Source organism: Caldicellulosiruptor hydrothermalis 108 (genome assembly GCF_000166355.1).
GTDB classification, from domain to species: Bacteria; Bacillota; Thermoanaerobacteria; order Caldicellulosiruptorales; family Caldicellulosiruptoraceae; genus Caldicellulosiruptor; species Caldicellulosiruptor hydrothermalis.
Genome location: NC_014652.1, coordinates 1,483,683 through 1,504,407, shown reverse-complemented (window position 1 = coordinate 1,504,407; position 20,725 = coordinate 1,483,683). Strand labels below are relative to the sequence as shown.

Below are 20,725 nucleotides of genomic sequence, written 5' to 3'. Positions count from 1 at the left end.
CAAATTGGAACAAAAAATATATGAGATTGTAAAACTCCTATCTGACAAAAAAGCTCAGGATATAGTGGTTTTGGACATTTCAAAGCTAACCATAATAGCTGACTATTTTATTATATGCAGTGCATCAAATGTTCAGCACGTGAAAGCAATTGTAGATGAAATAGAGGAAAAAGAACCAGTGCATATATTGAGAGTTGAAGGAAAAGAAAGTTTCAGGTGGGTTGTTATAGATTTTGGTGATATAATTCTTCATATCTTCCACGAAAAAGAGAGAGAATTTTATAACCTTGAACGATTGTGGATAGATGCTCAAAAGGTTGAGATTGCAGCATTGTAGTAATAACTAACTGATTCAAATGAAAAAATCAATGGGGGTATGAGAAATGGAATATAATTTTAAAGAAATTGAAAAGAAATGGCAGCAAAAATGGTTTTCACAGAACAAATACAAAGTATCAGAGGACAGTCCAAAACCAAAATATTATGTCCTTGAGATGTTTCCATATCCTTCAGGAAAACTTCATATGGGACATGTTAGGAACTATTCGATTGGTGATGTATTTGCACGTTTTATGAGGTTAAAGGGCTACAACGTTTTGCATCCGATGGGTTGGGATGCGTTTGGTCTTCCCGCTGAAAATGCTGCTATAAAGCATGGAATTCATCCTTCTGACTGGACATGGTCAAACATTGAGAATATGAAAAGGCAGCTTATGGAACTTGGAATTAGCTATGATTGGGATAGAGAAGTAGCCACATGTCATCCAGATTATTATAAATGGACTCAGTGGATGTTCTTGCAGTTTTATAAAGCTGGACTTGCTTATAGAAAGAGGTCATATGTGAACTGGTGTCCATCATGTGAGACAGTGCTTGCAAATGAACAGGTTGTAAATGGTAGATGTGAAAGATGTAAATCACTTGTTGGTAAAAAAGATTTAGAGCAGTGGTTTTTCAGAATTACCAACTATGCAGAAAGACTTCTTCGTGATATAGAAAAGCTTGATGGCTGGCCAGAAAAGGTAAAGATAATGCAGAAAAACTGGATAGGAAGAAGTGAAGGTGCAGAGATTGAGTTTGAAATTGAAGGACTGAATAAAAAGATAAAAGTATTCACAACAAGACCTGATACCCTTTTTGGTGTCACATACCTTGTTTTGGCTCCAGAACATCCTTTAACAAAGGAGATAATAGCAGGAAAACCTCAAGAGAGAGAGTGTCTTGAGTTTATCGAAAAGATGCAATATCTAAATGAGATTGAAAGAACTTCTACAGAAACAGAAAAAGAAGGAAGGTTTACGGGTGGATATGCTATTCATCCTCTAACAGGTGAAAGAGTGCCAATATACATTGCAAATTATGTGCTGGTTGATTATGGAACAGGGGCTGTGATGGGTGTTCCAGCCCATGACCAGAGGGACTTTGAGTTTGCAAAAAAATATAATCTTCCTATTAAAGTTGTAATAAAAGGTGAGGGTGTTGACATCGAAAATTTTCAAAATGCTTATGAAGACGAAGGTGTTTTGATTAATTCTGGAATTTTTGATGGGCTTAAAAACACAGAGGCCATGAAAAAGATAACACAGTACCTGGAACAAAAAGGTGTTGGCAGGGCATGTGTAACGTATAAACTCAGAGACTGGTTAATATCCAGGCAGCGTTATTGGGGAGCTCCAATTCCTATTGTATATTGTGATGAATGTGGGGTTGTTCCTGTACCTGAGGAAGATTTGCCTGTTTTGCTACCTTACAATGTTGAGTTCAAACCAACAGGCCAGTCACCACTTTCTTACTGTGAAGAGTTTGTCAACACTACATGTCCAAAGTGCGGGAAGCCTGCAAAGAGAGAAACTGATACAATGGACACATTTATATGTTCCTCGTGGTATTATTTTAGATACACAGACCCCAAAAATGATCAAAAACCTTTCGAAAAATCGCTTGTTTCTTACTGGCTTCCTGTTGACCAGTATATTGGCGGGGTTGAACACGCTATATTGCATCTTCTGTATTCGAGGTTCTTTACAAAGGTGCTATATGACCTTGGCTATGTACCTTTTGAAGAGCCTTTCAAGAACCTCTTGACGCAAGGCATGGTGTTAAAAGATGGAGCAAAGATGTCAAAATCGCTTGGAAATATAGTCAGTCCTGAAGACATAGTAGAAAAGTATGGAGCTGACACAGCAAGGCTGTTTATACTCTTTGCTGCACCGCCAGAGAGAGATTTAGAGTGGTCAGACCAAGGGGTTGAGGGATGTTTTAGGTTTTTAAATAGGCTGTGGAGACTTTATATAGAACTTAAAAACAAACTTGCAGATGATAATCTTATTGGTGAGTCTGAACTTGACGATGAACTAAGATATAGATTAAATTATACAATTAAAAAGGTCACAGAGGATATAGGAGAGAGGTTCAACTTTAACACTGCTATCAGTACTATCATGGAACTTTTAAATTTCTTGTATGAGTATAAGGAGAATGGAAAATTAAATAAAGATTTAATTATAGATACACTCAGGAATTTATTAATATTGATTTATCCATTTACACCTCACATTGCATGTGAGCTATGGGAGATTATGGGGTTTGGTGAGGACATTGAAGAGGTAAGTTGGCCGCAGTACGATGAAGCTGCTCTTGTTCGAAAGAACGTAGAGATTGCTATTCAGATAAATGGCAAGGTAAGGTCAAGGATGAACATCTCTGTGGATATGACAGAAGAAGAAGTGAAACAGGCAGTTATCAATGACCAGAAACTTAAAGCGCTTTTGAATGGGAAGGAAATAGTTAAGTTTGTGTATGTGAAAAATAGACTTGTTAACATTGTAGTGAGATAATAAAGAGGGCATTTAAGTTGTGCCCTCTTTATTTTAATCTTCTGTTTTGTAGTGTTGAAAAATCTATTGTTTTTGTCGACCTGAGTTTTAGTCTCATTTTTTTACGCTTAAACCTAATTATAGTTATTATTGTAAATAGTAACACACACAAAATAACTCCTGCCAAGATTTCTATCACTACTTTAGTACCCTTTATCAATCCCTTTTTTACATTCTGTAAAATTTTCTTTGAAGTTTGCATTTCATAGCTTTCATATGAAAGAACAGGAATGGAACTGATGAGATATCCCTTGCTGTACACATACACATTCCCGATTACTGTGTCCTTGTATATTGGGATTTTCAGGTCCTTTAAAAAGTCTACAGTGTATGTTAAATCAGATTCTGCTGGAGAATAAACATTTTGAAGGACATAAACAGGGGTTTTGAGATACCCATCCAGCCATTTATGGTTTGTTTTGTCTATTAATACCTTTCCGACAATTTGATTCTCTGAAAAAAGTTTCTCTCTTTTAAAGTTGTTAAAGCCGTAATTAAACAGCTTAATTGCGTCTGAAAAAGCATCTTCAGAAGAGAGAATAACAGCAATAAGTTCTATGTCGTCTTTTTTAGCAGAGGCAATTAAGCATCTTTTTGCCTGGGCTGTATACCCTGTTTTTATTCCTGTTGCATATGGGTAATAATATTTAGAGTTTTTTCGCAAAAGCTTGTTTATATTATAAATTATCTGCCACTCAGGTTTTTTATGCATTGAAGCAGTTGTTATTCTATATTCAACTGTAGAAAATATCTTTCTTAATATTTCATTTTGATAAGCCTGTCTTGCAATAAGGCTCAAATCATAAGCAGTTGTATAGTGCTGTGGCGAATGAAGTCCATTTGGATTTACAAAATGAGAATTCTCGGCACCAATACTTTTTGCGTATTCGTTCATTTTCTCAACAAATTCGGGGATACTACCTGCTATATTTTCAGCAATCACGTTAGCTGCGTCATTTGCAGATATCAAAAGCATTGCATAAAGGAGGTCCTGGAAAGATATAGTCTCACCTGGATTCAAATAATAACTGCTACTTCCTGGTTCAATCATTGTGGCTTTTGAAGAAACTTTAAATATCTTGTTAAGATCATGTTCATATGATATAGCAACAAGTGCTGTGAGAACCTTCGTAGTGCTTGCAGGAAAGCATATTAAATTCGGATTTTTTTCAAATAAAATCTGCCCCGTATGTGCTTCAACTAAAATGGCTGACTTTGCGCTCAAGCCAAGTTTGTCTGTGGACTCTTGCTGTGAGTATGTATACAAGGGGTATGTAAAAAGTATTGCAAAAAAAAGTGCTGAGATAATTAGATATAAGACTACCTTTTTTAGAAACTGAGACATTAAATACTGTCACCGCCTTTAAAAGTTTTGTTTGCATGTGATAAAATAAGTATATATTATGACCAGCTTTTATGTCAATTGCTGGACTTCTGGCAAAACTTTTTATTCTCCTGTCAAGTACTACAATCAAAAAAAGAAGGTGAAATAAAATGCCTGCATTTACAAAAAGAGAAAAGGTTATGATTGTGATTATTGCTGTACTTCTTATGCTCAATATATACCAGTATTTTACACACAATAGTTTTTCGGACAAAAGCACCGGAGAAGTGGTTACCCTTGAGTCACAAGAAGGCGACAATGACATTACGAACAATGAAGGTAGAAAAACAGCTGAGACAAATATCCAAGATTCTCAGCAAAAATATGTTGTCTATGTGTGCGGAAACGTAAAAAATCCAGGAGTTTATGAGCTTTTGCCAGGCAGCAGAATAAACGATGCCTTGATTTTGGCGGGTGGAGCTTTGCCTGGAAGTGACCTGAATTCAATTAATCTTGCCGAGAAAATTTCTGATGGGCAAAAGATTTATATTCCAAAGATGGGCGAAGTGCAGTCGCAAAGTAGTTTGTCTTCTTCTACAGGTGGGACAGCACAAGAGACTGTGTCTGCAGGTGAAGGAAAAATAAACATCAATACTGCCACAAAGGAGGAGTTGAAAACTCTTGATAGAATTGGTGATAAACTTGCTGAAAGGATAATAGAATATAGACAAAAGCATGGTCCATTTAAAAGTATTGAGGAGATAAAAAACGTGAACGGTATCGGGGAGAAGATATTCGAGAGTATTAAGGATTCCATCACAGTGAAATAAATCAATTGACAAAACTCAAATAAAAGTTTATAATACAACCGTTATGATACGAGGTGACTGTAAAGATGAGATTAGATGTGTCAAAATTAAAAACAAATGGTGACTCTGAAGAGTTTGAATTTTGTGAATCTTGGGAAAAGCTCGAATTTAGAGGTGATATTTTATTTTTTGTTGAACCTGTCTATTTTTATGGAGTAGCTACAAAGAAGGGAAATTTAATTGAGGTCAGTGGCAATGTCAAAACAAAACTAAAAACTATATGTTACAGATGTACAGATGATGCTTATGTTGAAGTTGATGTTCCTTTTTATGAAGAGTACTCCAATAGAGAAAATACTACAGATGATGAAGTAATTAGGTTTGAAGATGATGTCATTGAATTTGATGATAGCATAGTTGCAACAATTGTTCTGTATCTGCCGATGAAGTACCTGTGCAGGGAAGACTGCAAGGGGCTTTGTCCTGTGTGTGGAACAAACCTAAATGTGAGCTCATGTTCATGTGAAAAAGATGATATTGACCCGAGACTGAGCATTTTAAAAACCCTTATCAATCAACTGGACACAGATGAGAAAAAGGAGGTGTGAAAGGAAATGGCACAACCAAAAAGAAGATGGTCAAAACAAAGAACACATAAACATAGAGCAAATTGGAAATTGGAAATTCCAAATCTTACAGAGTGTCCACAGTGTCATGAGATGAAACTTCCTCACAGGGTATGTCCAAATTGCGGGTATTATAGAAATAGAAAAGTTGTAAACCAAGACTAACAAAATAGCCCTGATTTATTTTCAGGGCTATTTTACTTTGAGTCCATAAAAGGTATTTCAATTGTAATAAAAAAGTGATAAATTAATAGAAAAGGGTGATAAAAACTGGTCAAACGAAAAATAAGAAAGGTTATAGGAATCAGGCGAAAATTAGTTGAACCAAGGAGAAAGTTATATCTTGATATATTGGTATACAGAAACCTAAAAAAACTTCTTTCAACCTTTGAGTTTCAAACCATCTTCATTTACATGAGCCTTCCATATGAAGTTGATACCAAAAAAATTATGGAATATCTTATCAAAAAAAATAAAAAGGTGTATGTACCCAGAGTTGTAAATAGTGCAGAAATGGTGGCATGTGAGTATAAAAGAGAGAATAAACTTCACAGAAATAAGCTTGGTATCTTAGAGCCGTCAAGCACACAGCAGATACCTCCATCACAAATAGATGTCTGTATTGTACCCATTGTTGCGTTTGACAAGGATTTAAACAGGGTGGGGTTTGGCAAAGGTTACTATGATAGGTTTTTGAAAGATGTAGGCCCGCATTGTATAAAAGTTGGGGTTGCTTACCATTTTCAAAAGGTAAAAAGAATCAAAGCAGAGGAGCATGACGTAAAGCTTGATGTAATTGTGACTGACAGGCTTGTCTTGTTGAAAAAAAATGCATATAGGGGAGAATATGATGAGAAGGATACTACTTAAAAATGCAAAAGAGGGTATGGTGCTTGCACGGGACATATACAGTGAAGATGGAAAGGTTTTGATTGCAAGTGGTCAGAAACTCACAAATAGTGTTATAAAAAGGTTAAAAGAATTTGGAGTTTATGACATTTACATTGTAGATGACAATACCGAGATTTACATAGAGGATGTTATAACCAAAGAGATAAAAGAAGAAGCATTTGAGATTGTAAATGATGTTTTTTCATCAAAATATATAAATACTCAAGAGATTACTCCGGAAATTAAGGAGCTTGTTAGCAAAATAATTTCTTCTCTCTTAAACCAAAAAGAGATTATTTTAAACCTATGTGATATACGCACAGTTGGGAACTACACACTTTTTCATTCACTCAACACAACAGTGCTCTCAATTCTGATTGGGATAAAGCTGGGATATGATTTTGATAAACTCATGGTACTTGGTATGGGCACTTTACTTCATGATATTGGTAAGATAAAAATTCCCAAAAATATTTTGAGCAAGAGAGGACCTCTTCAGGAAAAGGAATATGAGATGATAAAGATGCACACAATTGTTGGATATGATATCTTGAGCTCTGAGTACAAATTTGAACAGAATGTTGCAGAGATTGCACTTTTCCATCACGAAAGATTAGATGGCAGTGGTTATCCGTTTGGCAAAACCAGAGATGAAATTCCGCAAATGGCTAAAATTGTAGCTGTGGCAGATGTGTTTGACGCTTTAGTTAGTGACAGAGAATTTAGAAAGCGATTAAAACCTCACATGGCAATTGAATATCTGCTAAATTCATGTTCAACACATTTTGATAGTTATATCGTTTCCAAGTTTGTCACATTTATTTCTCTTTTTCAAATTGGAACACCGGTTGTACTAAATACTCGAGAAAAAGGAATAGTTGTGCACAACAATCCCAAGTTTCCATCCAGACCAATTGTTAGAATTTTTTATGATAGCGAAGGTAAAAGGCTTGCATTTCGCAAGGATATAGATTTGGCTTTGAATTTCCACTATTATATTGTTGATGTGTTAGATGATTTAGAGATATAAAACCAGGAAAGAAGAAAGGTGCAAAAGAGAAATGAGTTTTGTTCATCTTCACCTTCATACTGAGTATAGTTTGTTGGACGGAGCTTGTAGGATTGATAGGCTTTTTGAAAGGGTAAAAGAGCTAAATATGAATGCTGTGGCAATAACTGACCATGGAGCAATGTATGGTGTTATAGATTTTTATAAAGCTGCCAAGGAAAATGGCATCAAACCTATAATTGGATGTGAGGTATATTTAGCTCCACGGACTCGCTTTGATAAAGAACCAAATATCGATAATGATATCCACCACCTTGTCCTTCTTGCTATGGACAATGATGGCTACAGAAATCTTTCCAAGATAGTTTCAATTGGATTTGTTGAAGGATTTTACTATAAACCAAGGGTTGACAGAGAAGTTTTGAGCAAGTATTCAAAAGGGCTTGTGGCACTTACAAGTTGTCTTGCGGGGGAGATTCCCAAGCTAATTTTGAGAGAGCAAAAGGAAAAACTGTATGATGCAATTAGTTTTTATAAAGAGGTGTTTGGAGAGAACTTTTACTTTGAACTTCAATATCATTACATTGATGAGCAAAGATTTGTAAATAATGAACTTATGAGGCTATCAAAAAAATATCAAATCCCGCTTGTGGCAACAAATGATGTTCATTATTTGAGGAGAGAAGATAGAAACCTTCATGATATATTACTTTGCATTCAAACAGGAAAAACTATAAGTGACTCTAACCGCATGGAGTTTCCAACTGATGAATTTTATCTCAAGTCACCCGAAGAGATGCAACAGCTTTTTGGTTACATTCCAGAAGCACTGAAAAATACATTGGAGATTGCTGAAAAATGTAATGTTGAGTTTGAGTTTGGTAAGATTAACCTTCCGAAATTTCAACTGCCAGAAGGCAAAAATGACGCATTTGAATACCTTAAAGAGTTGGCTTTAGAAGGATTCAAAAAAAGATATAAAAATGATGACAAAGCTGCATATGACAGGCTTATGATGGAGCTTCAAGTGATAAAAGATATGGGATTTGTTGAATATTTTTTAATAGTTCAGGACTTTATAAACTATGCTAAACAAAACAACATAATGGTAGGTCCTGGTAGAGGTTCTGCAGCGGGAAGTATTGTGGCATATTGTCTGGGTATTACAAATGTTGACCCAATAAAGTATGACCTTCTTTTTGAGAGATTTCTAAATCCAGAAAGAGTTTCTATGCCCGACATAGACATCGACTTTTGTTATCAAAGAAGACAGGAAGTGATTGACTATGTCACTCGCAAATATGGCGAGGACAGAGTAAGTCAGATAATAACATTTGGAACAATGGCAGCAAGGGCTTCAATCAGAGATGTTGGAAGGGTTCTGGGAGTTCCATATTCTCAGGTGGATGAGATTGCAAAGATGGTTCCGTTTTCTCCCGGGATGACCATTGACAAGGCACTTGAGATAAACCATGACCTTAAAAAGATTTATGAACAAAATGATACGGTAAGAAGAATAATTGATACAGCAAGAAATCTTGAAGGTATGCCAAGACATGCATCTGTTCATGCTGCCGGTGTTGTGATTTCAAGTTGTCCAATTACAGATTTGGTGCCGTTGGCAAGGACTGATGATGCTATTGTTACTCAGTTTCCAATGACAACTTTAGAAGAACTTGGACTTTTGAAGATGGATTTTCTTGGTTTGAGAACACTCACTGTCATTCAAAATACGTTGGAGCTTGTGAAGAAAAATAGAGGCATAGAGATTGATTTAGATAGGATAGACTATAATGACAAAAATGTTTATGAGTTTATATCAGAAGGAAACACAAACGGTGTGTTCCAGCTTGAAAGCAGTGGCATGAAACAGTTTATGAGAGAGCTAAAACCTGAAAACTTGGAGGATATTATTGCAGGAATATCCCTATTTAGACCTGGACCAATGGACCAGATTCCAGTTTATATCCAGAACAAGAATAACAGAGAGAAAATTGAATACCTCCATCCCAGCCTTGAACCAATTTTGAATGTCACCTATGGATGTATTGTGTATCAAGAACAAGTTATGCAAATTTTCAGAACACTAGCTGGGTACTCGCTTGGGAGAGCTGACCTTGTGAGAAGAGCAATGGCAAAGAAAAAAGCCGATATACTGATGGAAGAAAAGGACAGATTCATTGAAGGAGCTATGGCAAATGGAATAGATAAAGAAACAGCTGAAAAGATTTTTGCCATTATAGAAGATTTTGCAAGTTATGCATTTAACAAATCACATGCTGCTGCATATGCTATATTAGCATATCAGACAGCATATTTGAAAAAGTATTATACCATCGAGTTTATGACAAGCTTAATTACAAGTGTTATGAACTCGAATGAGAAGGTTGGAATGTATATTGAAGAGTGCAGAAAATTTGGAATATCTATTTTGCCGCCTGATATAAACAAAAGTAGTTATGACTTTACAATTGAAGGAAATAGTATAAGATTTGGACTGAGAGCTATAAAAAGCTTGGGAGAGAACGTCATTGCCCACATCTTAAAAGAGAGAGAGGAAAAAGGGGAATTTAAGGATTTGTATGATTTTATAATGAGGGTTGACACAAATACTGTAAACAAAAGGATTATTGAAAATTTGATACGCTCGGGTGCATTTGACTTTACAGGTATCAACAGAAATTCGCTTTTAGCTTCAGTAGAAGATATTCTTGTGATAAAACAAGCTAAAAAGAAGAATGCAAATCAGTTTAGTTTTTTTGAGATATCCGGTAACGAAAATGAAAGTTTTGAATACAAAAATATGCCTCAACCAACTGCTCAGGAACTCATGAAAATGGAAAAGGATACGATTGGAATATATATAAGCAGTCATCCACTTGAAAGGTATACAGAGGAAATTTCAAAATACAATGTAACTCCTCTCTCTGAGATATCTGCTATGTCTGAAGAAGATGAATACAAGTTTGAACAAATACTTGTGTGTGGAATATTAAAAGAGGTAAAAGTAAAACTTACAAAGAACAACCAGACAATGGCATTTGCAAAGTTAGAGGATTTGACAGACTCTGTTGAGGTGTTGTTTTTCCCGACCGTTTATGAGAAGTATTCTCATTTGATAAAGGAAGATATGATTGTGATAATGGAGGCAAAGGCAACATTCAGAGAGGACGAAGGGGTAAAAGTTATTGCTCAAAAAGTAGACAGGCTGGGCAATGACAAGCATCAGGAAGGTCAAGGAAGTGGCGAAAAAGCCATTGCAATAAGGGTAAGTGATGATACAATATTAAAGTCAAAAAAGTTCTTAGCATTTGTAAAGTTCTTTGCAGGAAAGTCTAAGATAGTTCTTTATTATAACCAAAAAAGGCTAATTTCCAAGTCAAACTTGTGCATAGAAATAAATCCTACTGTGATTGAACAGCTCAAAGAGTGGTTTGGCGAGGAAAATGTTTGGATAGAAGATATAGATTCTTGATTTTTAGACCGTTTTGTTATAATATTTGAAAAGAGGTGAGATTGAGACATGGAAAATGAAAATGTATACGAATACAAAAATGGTGACTATATAGTAGTCAAGGCACTTGAAAACGGAGTAAATGTCATAGGGCTTACAAGAGGCAAGGACACAAAACTTCATCACACAGAAAAACTTGACAGTGGTGAAGTTTTACTTGCTCAATTTACTGAAGTTACGTCGGCAATTAAGGTAAGAGGTAGGGCAGAGATCTATACAAAGTTTGGGCTTATTGTTTCAGAGTCCCAGAATAAATGATGGTGTAGAAGGTGTTTTTATGTGGGAAGTTGTTTATATAACCTCAAATAGTGAGATTGCCAACAAAATCAGAGAGGAGCTTGAGAAGGTCGGGATTCTTGCAAAGGTCAAATCTATTTCTCAAGAAGGCAAAGAAGGTTATTTTGAAATAATAGTGCCAGAAACAGAGGTCAATGAAGCCCACAACATAATAATCGAAAAAGGATTTTAAACTAAAAAGAAAGGGGTATAGAATACATGCCAGAAGTGAGAACTATTGGTGTTTTGACAAGTGGTGGCGACGCACCAGGAATGAACGCTGCTATTCGTGCTGTTGTGAGAACTGGTATATACTATGGATTTAGAGTAATGGGTATAAGACGGGGTTATAATGGTCTTATTGAGGGCGATATTTTTGAGATGAACTTAAGGTCTGTTTCAGATATAATCCAACGTGGTGGAACCATACTTTTGACTGCAAGGTCTCCTGAGTTCATGACAGAAAATGGACTCAAAAAAGCTGCTTCAATGTGCAAGATATTCAAGATAGATGCTCTTGTTGTAATTGGTGGAGATGGGTCTTTCAGAGGGGCAAGAGACTTGAGTAAATTTGGTATAAATGTTGTTGGAATTCCCGGAACCATTGACAATGACATCGCATGTACAGACTACACTATTGGTTTTGATACAGCATTGAATACTGTTCAGGATGCAATTAACAAGATAAGAGATACAGCAACCTCTCATGAAAGAGTTAGTATTCTTGAGGTAATGGGACGTCATGCCGGGTATATTGCTCTTTATAGTGGTATTGCAGGCGGTGCTGAGTCGATTGTGATTCCTGAAAAAGGTCTTGACAAGGATGAGATAATAAGAAGAATAATTGATGGGAAAAACAAAGGAAAGCTTCACAACTTGATTATATTGGCTGAGGGAATTGGTGGAGCAACAGAGCTTGCAAAGGAGATTGAAGAAGCAACTGGAATAGAGACAAGAGCAACCATCCTTGGGTATATTCAGAGAGGCGGCTCGCCTACTGCGTATGACAGAGTTGTTGCAAGTTTGATGGGGGCAAAAGCTGTTGAGGTTATCAAAGAAGGTAAGCAGAACAGGATAATTGCAATGAAGGATGGCAAGATTGTTGATTATGATATTGACGAAGCACTTTCTATGCAAAAGACAATTGATGAATACATGTACAATTTAGCTACTATCCTTTCTTTATAACTTTTTGTGGAGGGTTTGAGTTTGAGAAAAACAAAAATAATTTGTACATTGGGTCCAGCGACCGACTCAGAGGAGATAATAAGAAAACTTGTTGAAAATGGAATGGATGTTGTGAGATTAAATTTTTCTCATGGTACTCATGAAGAGCATAAGAAAAAGATTGACATGGTAAAAAAAATAAGAGAAGAACTTGACAAGCCTATTCCCATTTTGCTTGATACTAAAGGGCCAGAGATAAGAATAGGTTTTTTTAAGGACGGCAAAGTAGAACTAAAAGAGGGTCAGAAATTTGTGCTGACTGTGGAAGAAATCTTAGGAAATGAAGAGATTGTGAGTATAACTTATAAAGAACTTGTTGAGGATGTAAAACCAGGTGATAAAATTCTGATAGATGATGGACTTATTGAGCTTATTGTTGAGGACAAGACAGAAAAGGACATAATCTGCAAGGTAAAAAATGGAGGAGTTTTGACCAACCAGAAAGGGGTAAACGTACCGGGCATACCCATAAGACTTCCTGCACTTACCCAGAAGGATAAAGAGGATATTCTGTTTGGGATAGAAAACGATGTAGATTTTATTGCAGCCTCATTTATAAGAAAGGCAAGTGACGTTGTTGAAATCAGAGAGTTTCTGAACAAAAATGGTGGAAAGGACATTTTAATAATTGCCAAAATAGAAACTCAAGAAGGTGTTGCCAACTGCGACGAAATAATAAGGGTTGCAGACGGAATTATGGTTGCAAGAGGAGATTTAGGGGTAGAACTTCCTTTTGAGGAAGTCCCCCTTGTTCAAAAAATGCTCATTGAAAAATGCTACAAAGCAGGAAAGCCTGTCATAACAGCAACACAGATGCTTGAATCTATGATACGAAATCCAAGACCTACCAGGGCAGAGGTTAGCGATATTGCCAATGCCATATTTGATGGCACTTCTGCAATAATGCTCTCTGGCGAGACAGCAATGGGCAAATACCCCGTTGAAAGTGTTGCTACAATGGCAAAGATTGCCGAGAGAGTGGAAAATCAGATTGATTATATCAAGAGATTTCAGTCTCAGGTATTTGATATGCCTGTTAATGTGACAAATGCTATTTCGCACGCAACTTGTACAACCGCACATGACCTTGGCGCAAAGGCTATTATAACCGTGACAAAGTCAGGCAACACTGCAAGAATGGTGTCAAAATTCAGACCTGCTTGTCCGATTATTGCAACCACACCTTGTGAGAAGGTAAGGAGACAGTTGAATCTGTCATGGGGTGTGTATCCATTTTTGGCAGAGTACAAGAGTTCAACCGATGATATATTTGACAATGCTGTTGAGATAGCTGTGAAATCCAAAATTGTAAAAAATGGAGATTTGGTTGTCATTACTGCTGGAGTTCCTGTTGGCGTGAGTGGAACAACAAATATACTTAAAGTTCATGTTGTAGGACATGTTCTGGTTGAAGGGCGAGGCTGGGGAAGTGGAAAGGTGACAAGCAGGGTATGCGTTGTGAAAAACATTAATGAGCTTAAGCAGAATTTTGAAGATGGAGATATAATAGTTACAAGCCAGACAAATAATGAGTTTATACCTTACATGAAAAGGGCTTTGGGAATTATCACAGAAGAGGGTGGACAGAACTCTCATGCAGTAATTGTAGGTGCTGCACTTGATATCCCTGTAATCACAGATGCTAAAAATGCATTGGAGATATTAAAAACAGGGATTGTGGTTACAATTGATACTCAAAAAGGAATAGTATTTAGTGGAGAGCAGAAGACAGAAGAATAAAAGTTTTAGGGGTAACAAATAATGATAGAAATAGAATTAATAGTTAGGTATGCTGAAACAGATAGAATGGGTATTGCACATCACTCAAATTATTTTGTGTGGTTTGAAGCAGCTCGTACAGAGCTTATAAAAAAGGTGGGTATCTGTTATTCGCAGATTGAAAATGAGCTTGGAGTGTATCTGCCACTTATAAGCTGCTCTTGCGATTTTAAGAGAGCTTGCTTTTACGAGGATAAGATAACGGTGAGTGCAAAGGTTAATAATTTAACACCTACGAGAATAAAATTTTACTATGAAGTTAAAAGAGATGGAGTTTTGTGTGCAACAGGTTTTACAGAACATGCCTTTGTAGATAAAAATTTTAAACCAATAAATCTGCAGAAAAAAAACAGGGATTTGTTTTTGAATTTTGAAAAGCTGTGGGTGGAAGACAAATTGTAATATTTAAAACTGTTTGACATATCTTAAATAAGTGAGTTATAATAATACCATAATCCTGAGGTAGTGTTTTTGAGCCTGGTTTGAGGGGAGGGAAATTGATGTCAGAGGTAAGAGTGGGTGAGAACGAATCACTCGATAGTGCCCTCAGAAGATTTAAAAAGAAATGTGCAGAAGCTGGGGTTTTAGCTGAGCTCAGAAAAAGAGAGCACTATGAAAGCCCAAGCGTTAGAAGAAAGAAAAAATCAGAAGCTGCACGTAGGAGAAAGCGCAGATAAGGAGTAGGAGGCGTTTTTGTTGAGTCTCAAAGATAAGCTCCTTGAAGATTATAAAACTGCTATGAAAGAAAAGGATGTTGTCAGAAAAAATGTTGTTGGTATGGTGAGAGCTGCTATATTGCAGTTTGAAAAGGACAACAAGGTGGTTCTTGACGACAATGGTGTGTTGAGTGTCATTGCGAAGGAGATTAAGAAGAGAAAAGACAGTTTACCTGAATATATAAAAAGTGGCAGACAGGATTTGATTGATGAGTTAAATAGAGAGATTGAAATTTTGACTTCTTACCTTCCACCCATGCTCAGCGAAGAAGAAATAGAGCAGCTTGTAAAGGAAACTATAGAAATTATAAAACCTAATGGAATGAAAGATATGGGGAAAGTAATGCAAGAGGTTATGAAAAAGGTAAGTGGCAGAGCAGAAGGAAAAGTTGTAAGTGAGATTGTTAAAAAATATTTACAACAGTAAATAAAATAATTGAAAGATAAAAAGTGGCCTTCTTGATGCAAAAGCAGAAGGTCACTTTTTTATTTTGGATAAGTTATAAAAAAATTTGAGGAAAAATAAAATAGAGGTGAACCTTAATTTTTAAATAAGGCGTTTATGCCAAAGATGTCAAAGAAAGATTTAAGACAGTTTGCTTTGTTATCTCAGCTTCCCCAGGAAGTTATAACAGACCAGCCAAGAATTACTTTAATAGGTGACCAAGAAATTGTTGTTGAGAACCATAAAGGACTCATTAGTTATGAAGACACTTTTGTTAAAATAAACACAAATATCTCTCCTCTTGCAATTGAAGGAGATAAACTTGTAATTGAAAGAATGGACAGCGAAACAATTATTATAAGGGGAAGAATAAAGTCTGTAAAATATTTTTTTGATCCCGAACAAGGGAGAAGTGATTGAAAGATGTGCAGTGGAAGACTTGTTTTAAAAGTAGAAGGAGAGAATCTAAACAAATTTTTAAATATGCTTATTTTCAATAAGATTTTACTTAAACTGTATTCTAAACAGGACAATACCATTATTATAGGAATTTCAACCAAAATTTTTAAAAAAGTAATAAAGATAGCAAAAAGAACAAAGTGCAAAATAAGCATTTTAGAGAAAAATGGAATGTATTTTTATTTAAAGGAGCTAACGTTATGGAAAGTAATTACAGTTGGAGTATGTATTTTTATTTTAATAGTTTTTAATCAGTTTATTTTTGACATAGCTATTTTAAACCATGGTTCTGCAGACATGTTGTTGAATGAAAAAATAAAAGAAAAACTTTACCAGTACAATATAAAGCCTTTTATGCTGAAAAATAAAATTGATGAAAAAATACTTGAAAGCAAACTTCTTGCTGATTTGGATGATTTGATGTGGGTAAAGGTGAAAAGAGAAGGTGCTCGTCTGTTTGTAGAGTATGTAAAAAGAGAAACGGCAGAAATAGAGAACAAGAAAGGACGGATATTTGCAGCAAGTAGCGGAGTTATTAAAAGAATAATCTTAAAATCAGGAAATTTACTTGTCAAAGAAGGTGATACTGTAGTGTGTGGACAGCTTCTTGTAGATAATAAAGTGACCTCCAAGGATGGAATTGAATATTACGAAGATGCAAATGCTCAAATTGAAGCAATCACATTTTATACCATTCCTGCAGATTTTACTATTCCTTTATATCAAAAAGAATACATTTCAAAAGCAACAGTTCCATACATAAAAGTTGGTAATTATGAAATCAAACTTAAAAATATAGTTACTAAAAACGAGAATTGTGATAAAATTAAAATAAAAGAGTATAAACTTTCACCTTTGGCTATTTGGGTGGGAGTGTATGAAGTCAAAAGATACAAGCTGAAAAGATTTGTACCTACGTTTGCTCAAATAAAAGAAAAGGTTAGAAAAGAATGTGACCAAAAGTTTATAGCACTTACGAAAAATAAAAAGATATTAAACATTTTGTCAGTTCGCACATATATAAAAATGATAAAGCAAAAAGGTGAGATAAGGAAAATTGAATGCCAAAGAAATTATGAATGCTTAGAAGAGATTGGCATAAAAAAATAAAATCATAGGAGGTTAGAAATATTTGGAAGAAAGACTTATTTCAACTTTAAGCATTGAAGACACCCAAGAGCTTTGGAATATATTTGGTGAGTTTGATTCCAAAGTAAGGACGTTAGAAGAGCTTTTGAATGTAAATATTGTCTTTAGAGACAACAGCATAAAAATCATAGGCAACAGTCCAGAAAATATAAATAAGGCTGAAAAAACGATAAAAATATTACATGACATGGAGAAGAAAAAATTAGATATTGACGAACATACCATCCGCTATATAGTAGAGACTTTAGAAGATGAAGAAATAAGAAGCTTAGAAAATGATGTTATCTTTATAACTCATAGAGGCAAACAGGTAAAACCTAAAACCCTTGGCCAAAAACGATATATAAATGCAATTATGAACAATACAATTGTATTTGGCATTGGACCTGCAGGTACAGGTAAGACTTACTTGGCTATGGCAATGGCTGTTCATTACCTCAAAAAGAAAGAGGTAAGCAAGATTATTCTCACAAGACCGGCTGTTGAAGCAGGTGAAAAATTAGGGTTTTTACCTGGAGATTTGCAAACAAAGGTAGACCCATACTTGCGACCAATTTATGATGCACTTCATGACTTAATTGGCACAGAAACCTACCAACGGTATATGGAAAGAGGAGTAATTGAGGTTGCACCGCTTGCATACATGCGCGGAAGGACGTTAGATGATGCTTTTATAATCTTAGATGAGGCACAAAACACAACTTCAGAGCAGATGAAGATGTTTTTGACAAGGCTTGGTTTTGGTTCAAAGGCAGTGGTAACTGGTGATATTACTCAGATTGACTTGCCAAGTGGTGTTGAGTCTGGTCTTGTTCAGGTAACGAAGATACTTAGGGATATCGAGGGAATAGAATTTGTTTTTTTAACATATCAGGATGTTGTTCGTCATCAACTTGTTCAAAAGATTATTAACGCTTACAACAGGTATGAAGAAAAACGAAAGGAGAAACAAAAAGCATAGACCATGTTAAAAATTTTTGGACGATGGCATGAGAGAAAAAAGATTTATTTTTATCGATTTATTCTTTTTTGCTCTTTTTTTGGGACCTCGTTGCTATTGATAGCACTGTCTAAAAGAAAAGGAACACCTATAATTTGGAATAAAATTTTTCGATTTTTTAATCCTGATATAAAATATTCTAAATTTAGAATAGCCGGTGATTTGTCAGCTGCCATTTTATTAATTTTGATACTTTCTCTCATAATGGGAGTGTATTTTTATCTTTTTGAAAGAAAATTTATAGACAGCTGCAGGGATATGGCAGCAACAAGCGCTATTATAGTTTTAAATCTTCTGTTAATAAAGTTTCTTCTTCCCATACCAACATATGCTGTGCCGGCTTTTGTAGGGGTTATTTTGATTTCTCTTTTGGTTGACGTTAGAGTTTCAATTATTTTTAATATGGTACTCTCAATTGTAACCCTGCTAATTGTGGGGATGGATAACCTCAGTTTTGCTCTTCATCTTTTTGTGACAGGAAGTTTATGCGCAATTGTATCACACAGTATTCATAATAGACTACAATTTATATCTCACGGATTTTTGGCCAGTTTAATATCCTCGCTTTTTGTTTTATCAGCTGAACTGGTATTTAAAATAAATGGAGCTGAGGTGTTGACCACTTCAGCAAACTCTTTTATTGGTACGGCTCTTTCGTTTATTATTGCATATGGAACTTTACCTGTGTGGGAGTACTTGTTTGATTTTACCACCCCGATTAGACTTATGGAGCTTTCTAATCCCAACCATCCGTTGCTGAAGAGACTTTTACTTGAAGCTCCAGGTACTTATCATCACAGTTTAATAGTTGGAAATTTAGCTGAGATTGCATGTGAGGCGGTTGGTGGCAATTACCTTCTTGCCCGCATAGGTGCTTATTATCACGACATAGGAAAGCTAAAAAGACCTTTTTATTTTAAAGAAAATCAGATTATTGAAGAAGACCCTCACAATCGAATAACTCCTACCTTATCAGCTCTTATAATAATCTCACATACAAAAGATGGTGTGGAGATTGGGAAGGAATATAGGCTACCGAGGCAGGTTCTTGACATTATAAAACAGCATCATGGTACTACTAAGGTGGCATTTTTTTATGGAAAAGCGCTAAGTCAAAATCAGCAAGTGAGCGAAGAAAAGTTTAGGTATGATGGACCAATTCCACAGAGTAAAGAAGCTGCAATTGTTATGCTGGCTGACTCTGTTGAAGCAGCTGTCAGGGCTCTTTCTTCTCCGACGCCTCAGCTGATTGAAGCTACTATAAGAAATGTTATCCAAGAAAAGCTTCTGGATGGGCAGCTAAATAACAGCGATTTGACATTTAAAGAACTTGAGATTATATCAGAAAGTTTTATCAAGGTTTTGACTGGTGTTTTTCACAAGAGGGTCAGTTATAATATATTTGAAGATTCTTCAAACAAACCAGATGAGGTGATAGTAAGAAGTGAAAATATTCATTCAAAATCAGCAGGATAAGGTTGATGTTGACCAGCACATTTCAAAGATAATTGAAGAGTCGATTGTAAATACCATTAAGGTTTTCTTGGAAGAAGAGAACTTTGAAATAAGCGTACTCATAGTTGACAACAACTTCATAAAGGAACTCAATAGAAATTATAGAAATGTCAATAAAGAAACAGATGTACTATCTTTTCCTATATTTGAATTTAAAAATGGGAAGCTTTTAGAAGATATAGTAATTATGGAGGATGAAATTCCGCTTGGTGACATTGTAATTTCAATCGAAAAGGCAGCACAGCAGGCGAAAGAATTTGGTCACTCATTGGAAAGAGAAGTTGCATATTTAACTGTGCATTCTGTTTTGCATCTTTTGGGTTTTGACCACATAGAAGAAGATGATAGAAAAGTAATGAGAAAATATGAAGAGCAGATTTTAGATAGCATGGGGTTGACAAGATGAACAAAAGAAGAACATTGCTGGAGAGCTTTGACAATGCAATAAACGGAATAATAATTGCTTTTAAGACTCAGAGAAATATGAAGATTCACTTTATAATAGCTTTTGCAATTCTCTTTTTAACTATTGTCTTTAAACTTAACAAAATTGAAACCATATTAGTGCTAATTTGCGTTGGTTTAGTTATCACAACAGAACTTATAAATACCGCAATAGAAAATGCCATAGACCTTATAGCAAAAGAGTTTGAACCGAAAGCAAAAATTGCAAAAGACGTAGCAGCGGGAGCTGTTTTGGTATCTGCCTTGATGTCATTGACTATAGGGTATTTTCTTTTTTATGATAAAATAAAGCTGCCGATAGAGTTAACACTTAAACATATAAGAGGTATTTCTTTTCATGTAGTGTTTTTATCCCTTATAATTGTTGCAATGGTCATAATAGTTGTTAAGGCTATTACAAATAGAACAAAGTTTATGCAGGGCGGAATGCCAAGCGGTCATTCTGCTTTGGCTTTTGCTGCGGCAACTGCTATTTTAATGCTCACTAACAACCTCATAATAGTATCACTTGCTCTTTTTTTGGCTCTATTGGTACTTGAGAGCAGGATAGAAGCAAAGATTCATACAGTTTGGGAGACACTTGTAGGTGCCATTATTGGAGTTCTTGTAACCCTTTTGATATTCAAGATAAAATGAAAGAGGGAC

General features: G+C 35.5%; 22 protein-coding genes. 21 read left to right on the top strand and 1 reads right to left on the bottom strand.

Going from position 1 to position 20,725, the window contains the following annotated elements:
- Window positions 1–4 precede the first annotated feature (4 nt).
- Window positions 5–337 carry a ribosome silencing factor gene (rsfS, locus tag CALHY_RS07470; RefSeq protein WP_013403360.1) on the top strand — a complete coding sequence of 111 codons (333 nt, stop codon included), beginning with the start codon at window positions 5–7 and terminating at the stop codon, window positions 335–337.
- A gap of 46 nt (window positions 338–383) precedes the next feature.
- On the top strand, window positions 384–2,837 hold the full coding sequence (gene leuS / locus CALHY_RS07465) for a leucine--tRNA ligase (RefSeq protein WP_013403359.1): 2,454 nt from the start codon (window positions 384–386) through the stop codon (window positions 2,835–2,837).
- A gap of 28 nt (window positions 2,838–2,865) precedes the next feature.
- Here the strand turns inward: leuS and CALHY_RS07460 are convergent, their stop codons facing one another.
- Complete coding sequence (locus tag CALHY_RS07460; protein ID WP_013403358.1) at window positions 2,866–4,221, bottom strand: D-alanyl-D-alanine carboxypeptidase family protein; 1,356 nt, start codon at window positions 4,219–4,221, stop codon at window positions 2,866–2,868.
- A 149-nt stretch (window positions 4,222–4,370) separates the two neighbouring features.
- On the opposite strand from CALHY_RS07460, the gene CALHY_RS07455 reads away from it, so the two are divergent.
- The 19 genes from CALHY_RS07455 to CALHY_RS07365 all read left to right on the top strand — a co-directional run bounded on the left by CALHY_RS07455 (window position 4,371) and on the right by CALHY_RS07365 (window position 20,716).
- The gene (locus CALHY_RS07455; protein WP_013403357.1) at window positions 4,371–5,030 is read left to right on the top strand and encodes a helix-hairpin-helix domain-containing protein; all 660 of its coding nucleotides are present in this window, start codon (window positions 4,371–4,373) and stop codon (window positions 5,028–5,030) included.
- 65 nt (window positions 5,031–5,095) lie between these two features.
- The gene (locus CALHY_RS07450) at window positions 5,096–5,617 is read left to right on the top strand and encodes a YceD family protein (protein WP_013403356.1); all 522 of its coding nucleotides are present in this window, start codon (window positions 5,096–5,098) and stop codon (window positions 5,615–5,617) included.
- Between the two features lie 6 nt (window positions 5,618–5,623).
- Entirely contained in the window at window positions 5,624–5,800 is a 177-nt protein-coding gene (gene rpmF / locus CALHY_RS07445) for a 50S ribosomal protein L32 (RefSeq protein ID WP_013403355.1), read from the top strand.
- Between the two features lie 105 nt (window positions 5,801–5,905).
- On the top strand, window positions 5,906–6,505 hold the full coding sequence (locus CALHY_RS07440) for a 5-formyltetrahydrofolate cyclo-ligase (protein ID WP_013403354.1): 600 nt from the start codon (window positions 5,906–5,908) through the stop codon (window positions 6,503–6,505).
- A complete protein-coding gene (locus CALHY_RS07435; RefSeq protein WP_013403353.1) occupies window positions 6,486–7,556 on the top strand; it encodes an HD-GYP domain-containing protein in 1,071 nt (356 codons plus the stop codon). The genes CALHY_RS07440 and CALHY_RS07435 overlap by 20 nt, the downstream gene beginning before the upstream one ends.
- Before the next feature lie 31 nt (window positions 7,557–7,587).
- Entirely contained in the window at window positions 7,588–11,010 is a 3,423-nt protein-coding gene (locus CALHY_RS07430) for a DNA polymerase III subunit alpha (protein WP_013403352.1), read from the top strand.
- Window positions 11,011–11,058: 48 nt separating this feature from the next.
- The gene (gene mtrB / locus CALHY_RS07425; protein ID WP_013403351.1) at window positions 11,059–11,307 is read left to right on the top strand and encodes a trp RNA-binding attenuation protein MtrB; all 249 of its coding nucleotides are present in this window, start codon (window positions 11,059–11,061) and stop codon (window positions 11,305–11,307) included.
- Between the two features lie 19 nt (window positions 11,308–11,326).
- On the top strand, window positions 11,327–11,518 hold the full coding sequence (locus tag CALHY_RS07420; protein WP_013403350.1) for a hypothetical protein: 192 nt from the start codon (window positions 11,327–11,329) through the stop codon (window positions 11,516–11,518).
- Window positions 11,519–11,544: 26 nt separating this feature from the next.
- Window positions 11,545–12,513 (top strand): 6-phosphofructokinase, encoded by a 969-nt coding sequence (gene pfkA, locus CALHY_RS07415; RefSeq protein WP_013403349.1) that lies wholly within the window; start codon window positions 11,545–11,547, stop codon window positions 12,511–12,513.
- 21 nt (window positions 12,514–12,534) lie between these two features.
- Complete coding sequence (pyk, locus tag CALHY_RS07410) at window positions 12,535–14,292, top strand: pyruvate kinase (RefSeq protein WP_013403348.1); 1,758 nt, start codon at window positions 12,535–12,537, stop codon at window positions 14,290–14,292.
- Between the two features lie 21 nt (window positions 14,293–14,313).
- Entirely contained in the window at window positions 14,314–14,733 is a 420-nt protein-coding gene (locus CALHY_RS07405; RefSeq protein WP_013403347.1) for an acyl-CoA thioesterase, read from the top strand.
- 98 nt (window positions 14,734–14,831) lie between these two features.
- On the top strand, window positions 14,832–15,008 hold the full coding sequence (gene rpsU, locus CALHY_RS07400) for a 30S ribosomal protein S21 (protein ID WP_011917352.1): 177 nt from the start codon (window positions 14,832–14,834) through the stop codon (window positions 15,006–15,008).
- Between the two features lie 19 nt (window positions 15,009–15,027).
- Entirely contained in the window at window positions 15,028–15,474 is a 447-nt protein-coding gene (locus CALHY_RS07395; RefSeq protein ID WP_013403346.1) for a GatB/YqeY domain-containing protein, read from the top strand.
- 135 nt (window positions 15,475–15,609) lie between these two features.
- Window positions 15,610–15,912, top strand: a complete 303-nt coding sequence (yqfC, locus tag CALHY_RS07390; RefSeq protein ID WP_013403345.1) for a sporulation protein YqfC — start codon at window positions 15,610–15,612, stop codon at window positions 15,910–15,912.
- A 3-nt stretch (window positions 15,913–15,915) separates the two neighbouring features.
- Window positions 15,916–17,061: a sporulation protein YqfD gene (locus CALHY_RS07385; protein WP_013403344.1), complete on the top strand. Its 1,146-nt coding sequence runs from the start codon at window positions 15,916–15,918 to the stop codon at window positions 17,059–17,061.
- Window positions 17,062–17,083: 22 nt separating this feature from the next.
- The gene (locus CALHY_RS07380; protein ID WP_013403343.1) at window positions 17,084–18,061 is read left to right on the top strand and encodes a PhoH family protein; all 978 of its coding nucleotides are present in this window, start codon (window positions 17,084–17,086) and stop codon (window positions 18,059–18,061) included.
- Window positions 18,062–18,064: 3 nt separating this feature from the next.
- Entirely contained in the window at window positions 18,065–19,576 is a 1,512-nt protein-coding gene (locus CALHY_RS07375) for an HD family phosphohydrolase (protein ID WP_013403342.1), read from the top strand.
- Window positions 19,545–20,021, top strand: coding sequence for an rRNA maturation RNase YbeY (gene ybeY, locus CALHY_RS07370; RefSeq protein ID WP_013403341.1), 477 nt, complete (start codon window positions 19,545–19,547; stop codon window positions 20,019–20,021). The genes CALHY_RS07375 and ybeY overlap by 32 nt, the downstream gene beginning before the upstream one ends.
- Window positions 20,018–20,716, top strand: a complete 699-nt coding sequence (locus CALHY_RS07365) for a diacylglycerol kinase (RefSeq protein WP_013403340.1) — start codon at window positions 20,018–20,020, stop codon at window positions 20,714–20,716. The genes ybeY and CALHY_RS07365 overlap by 4 nt, the downstream gene beginning before the upstream one ends.
- The last annotated feature ends 9 nt before the right edge of the window (window positions 20,717–20,725 follow it).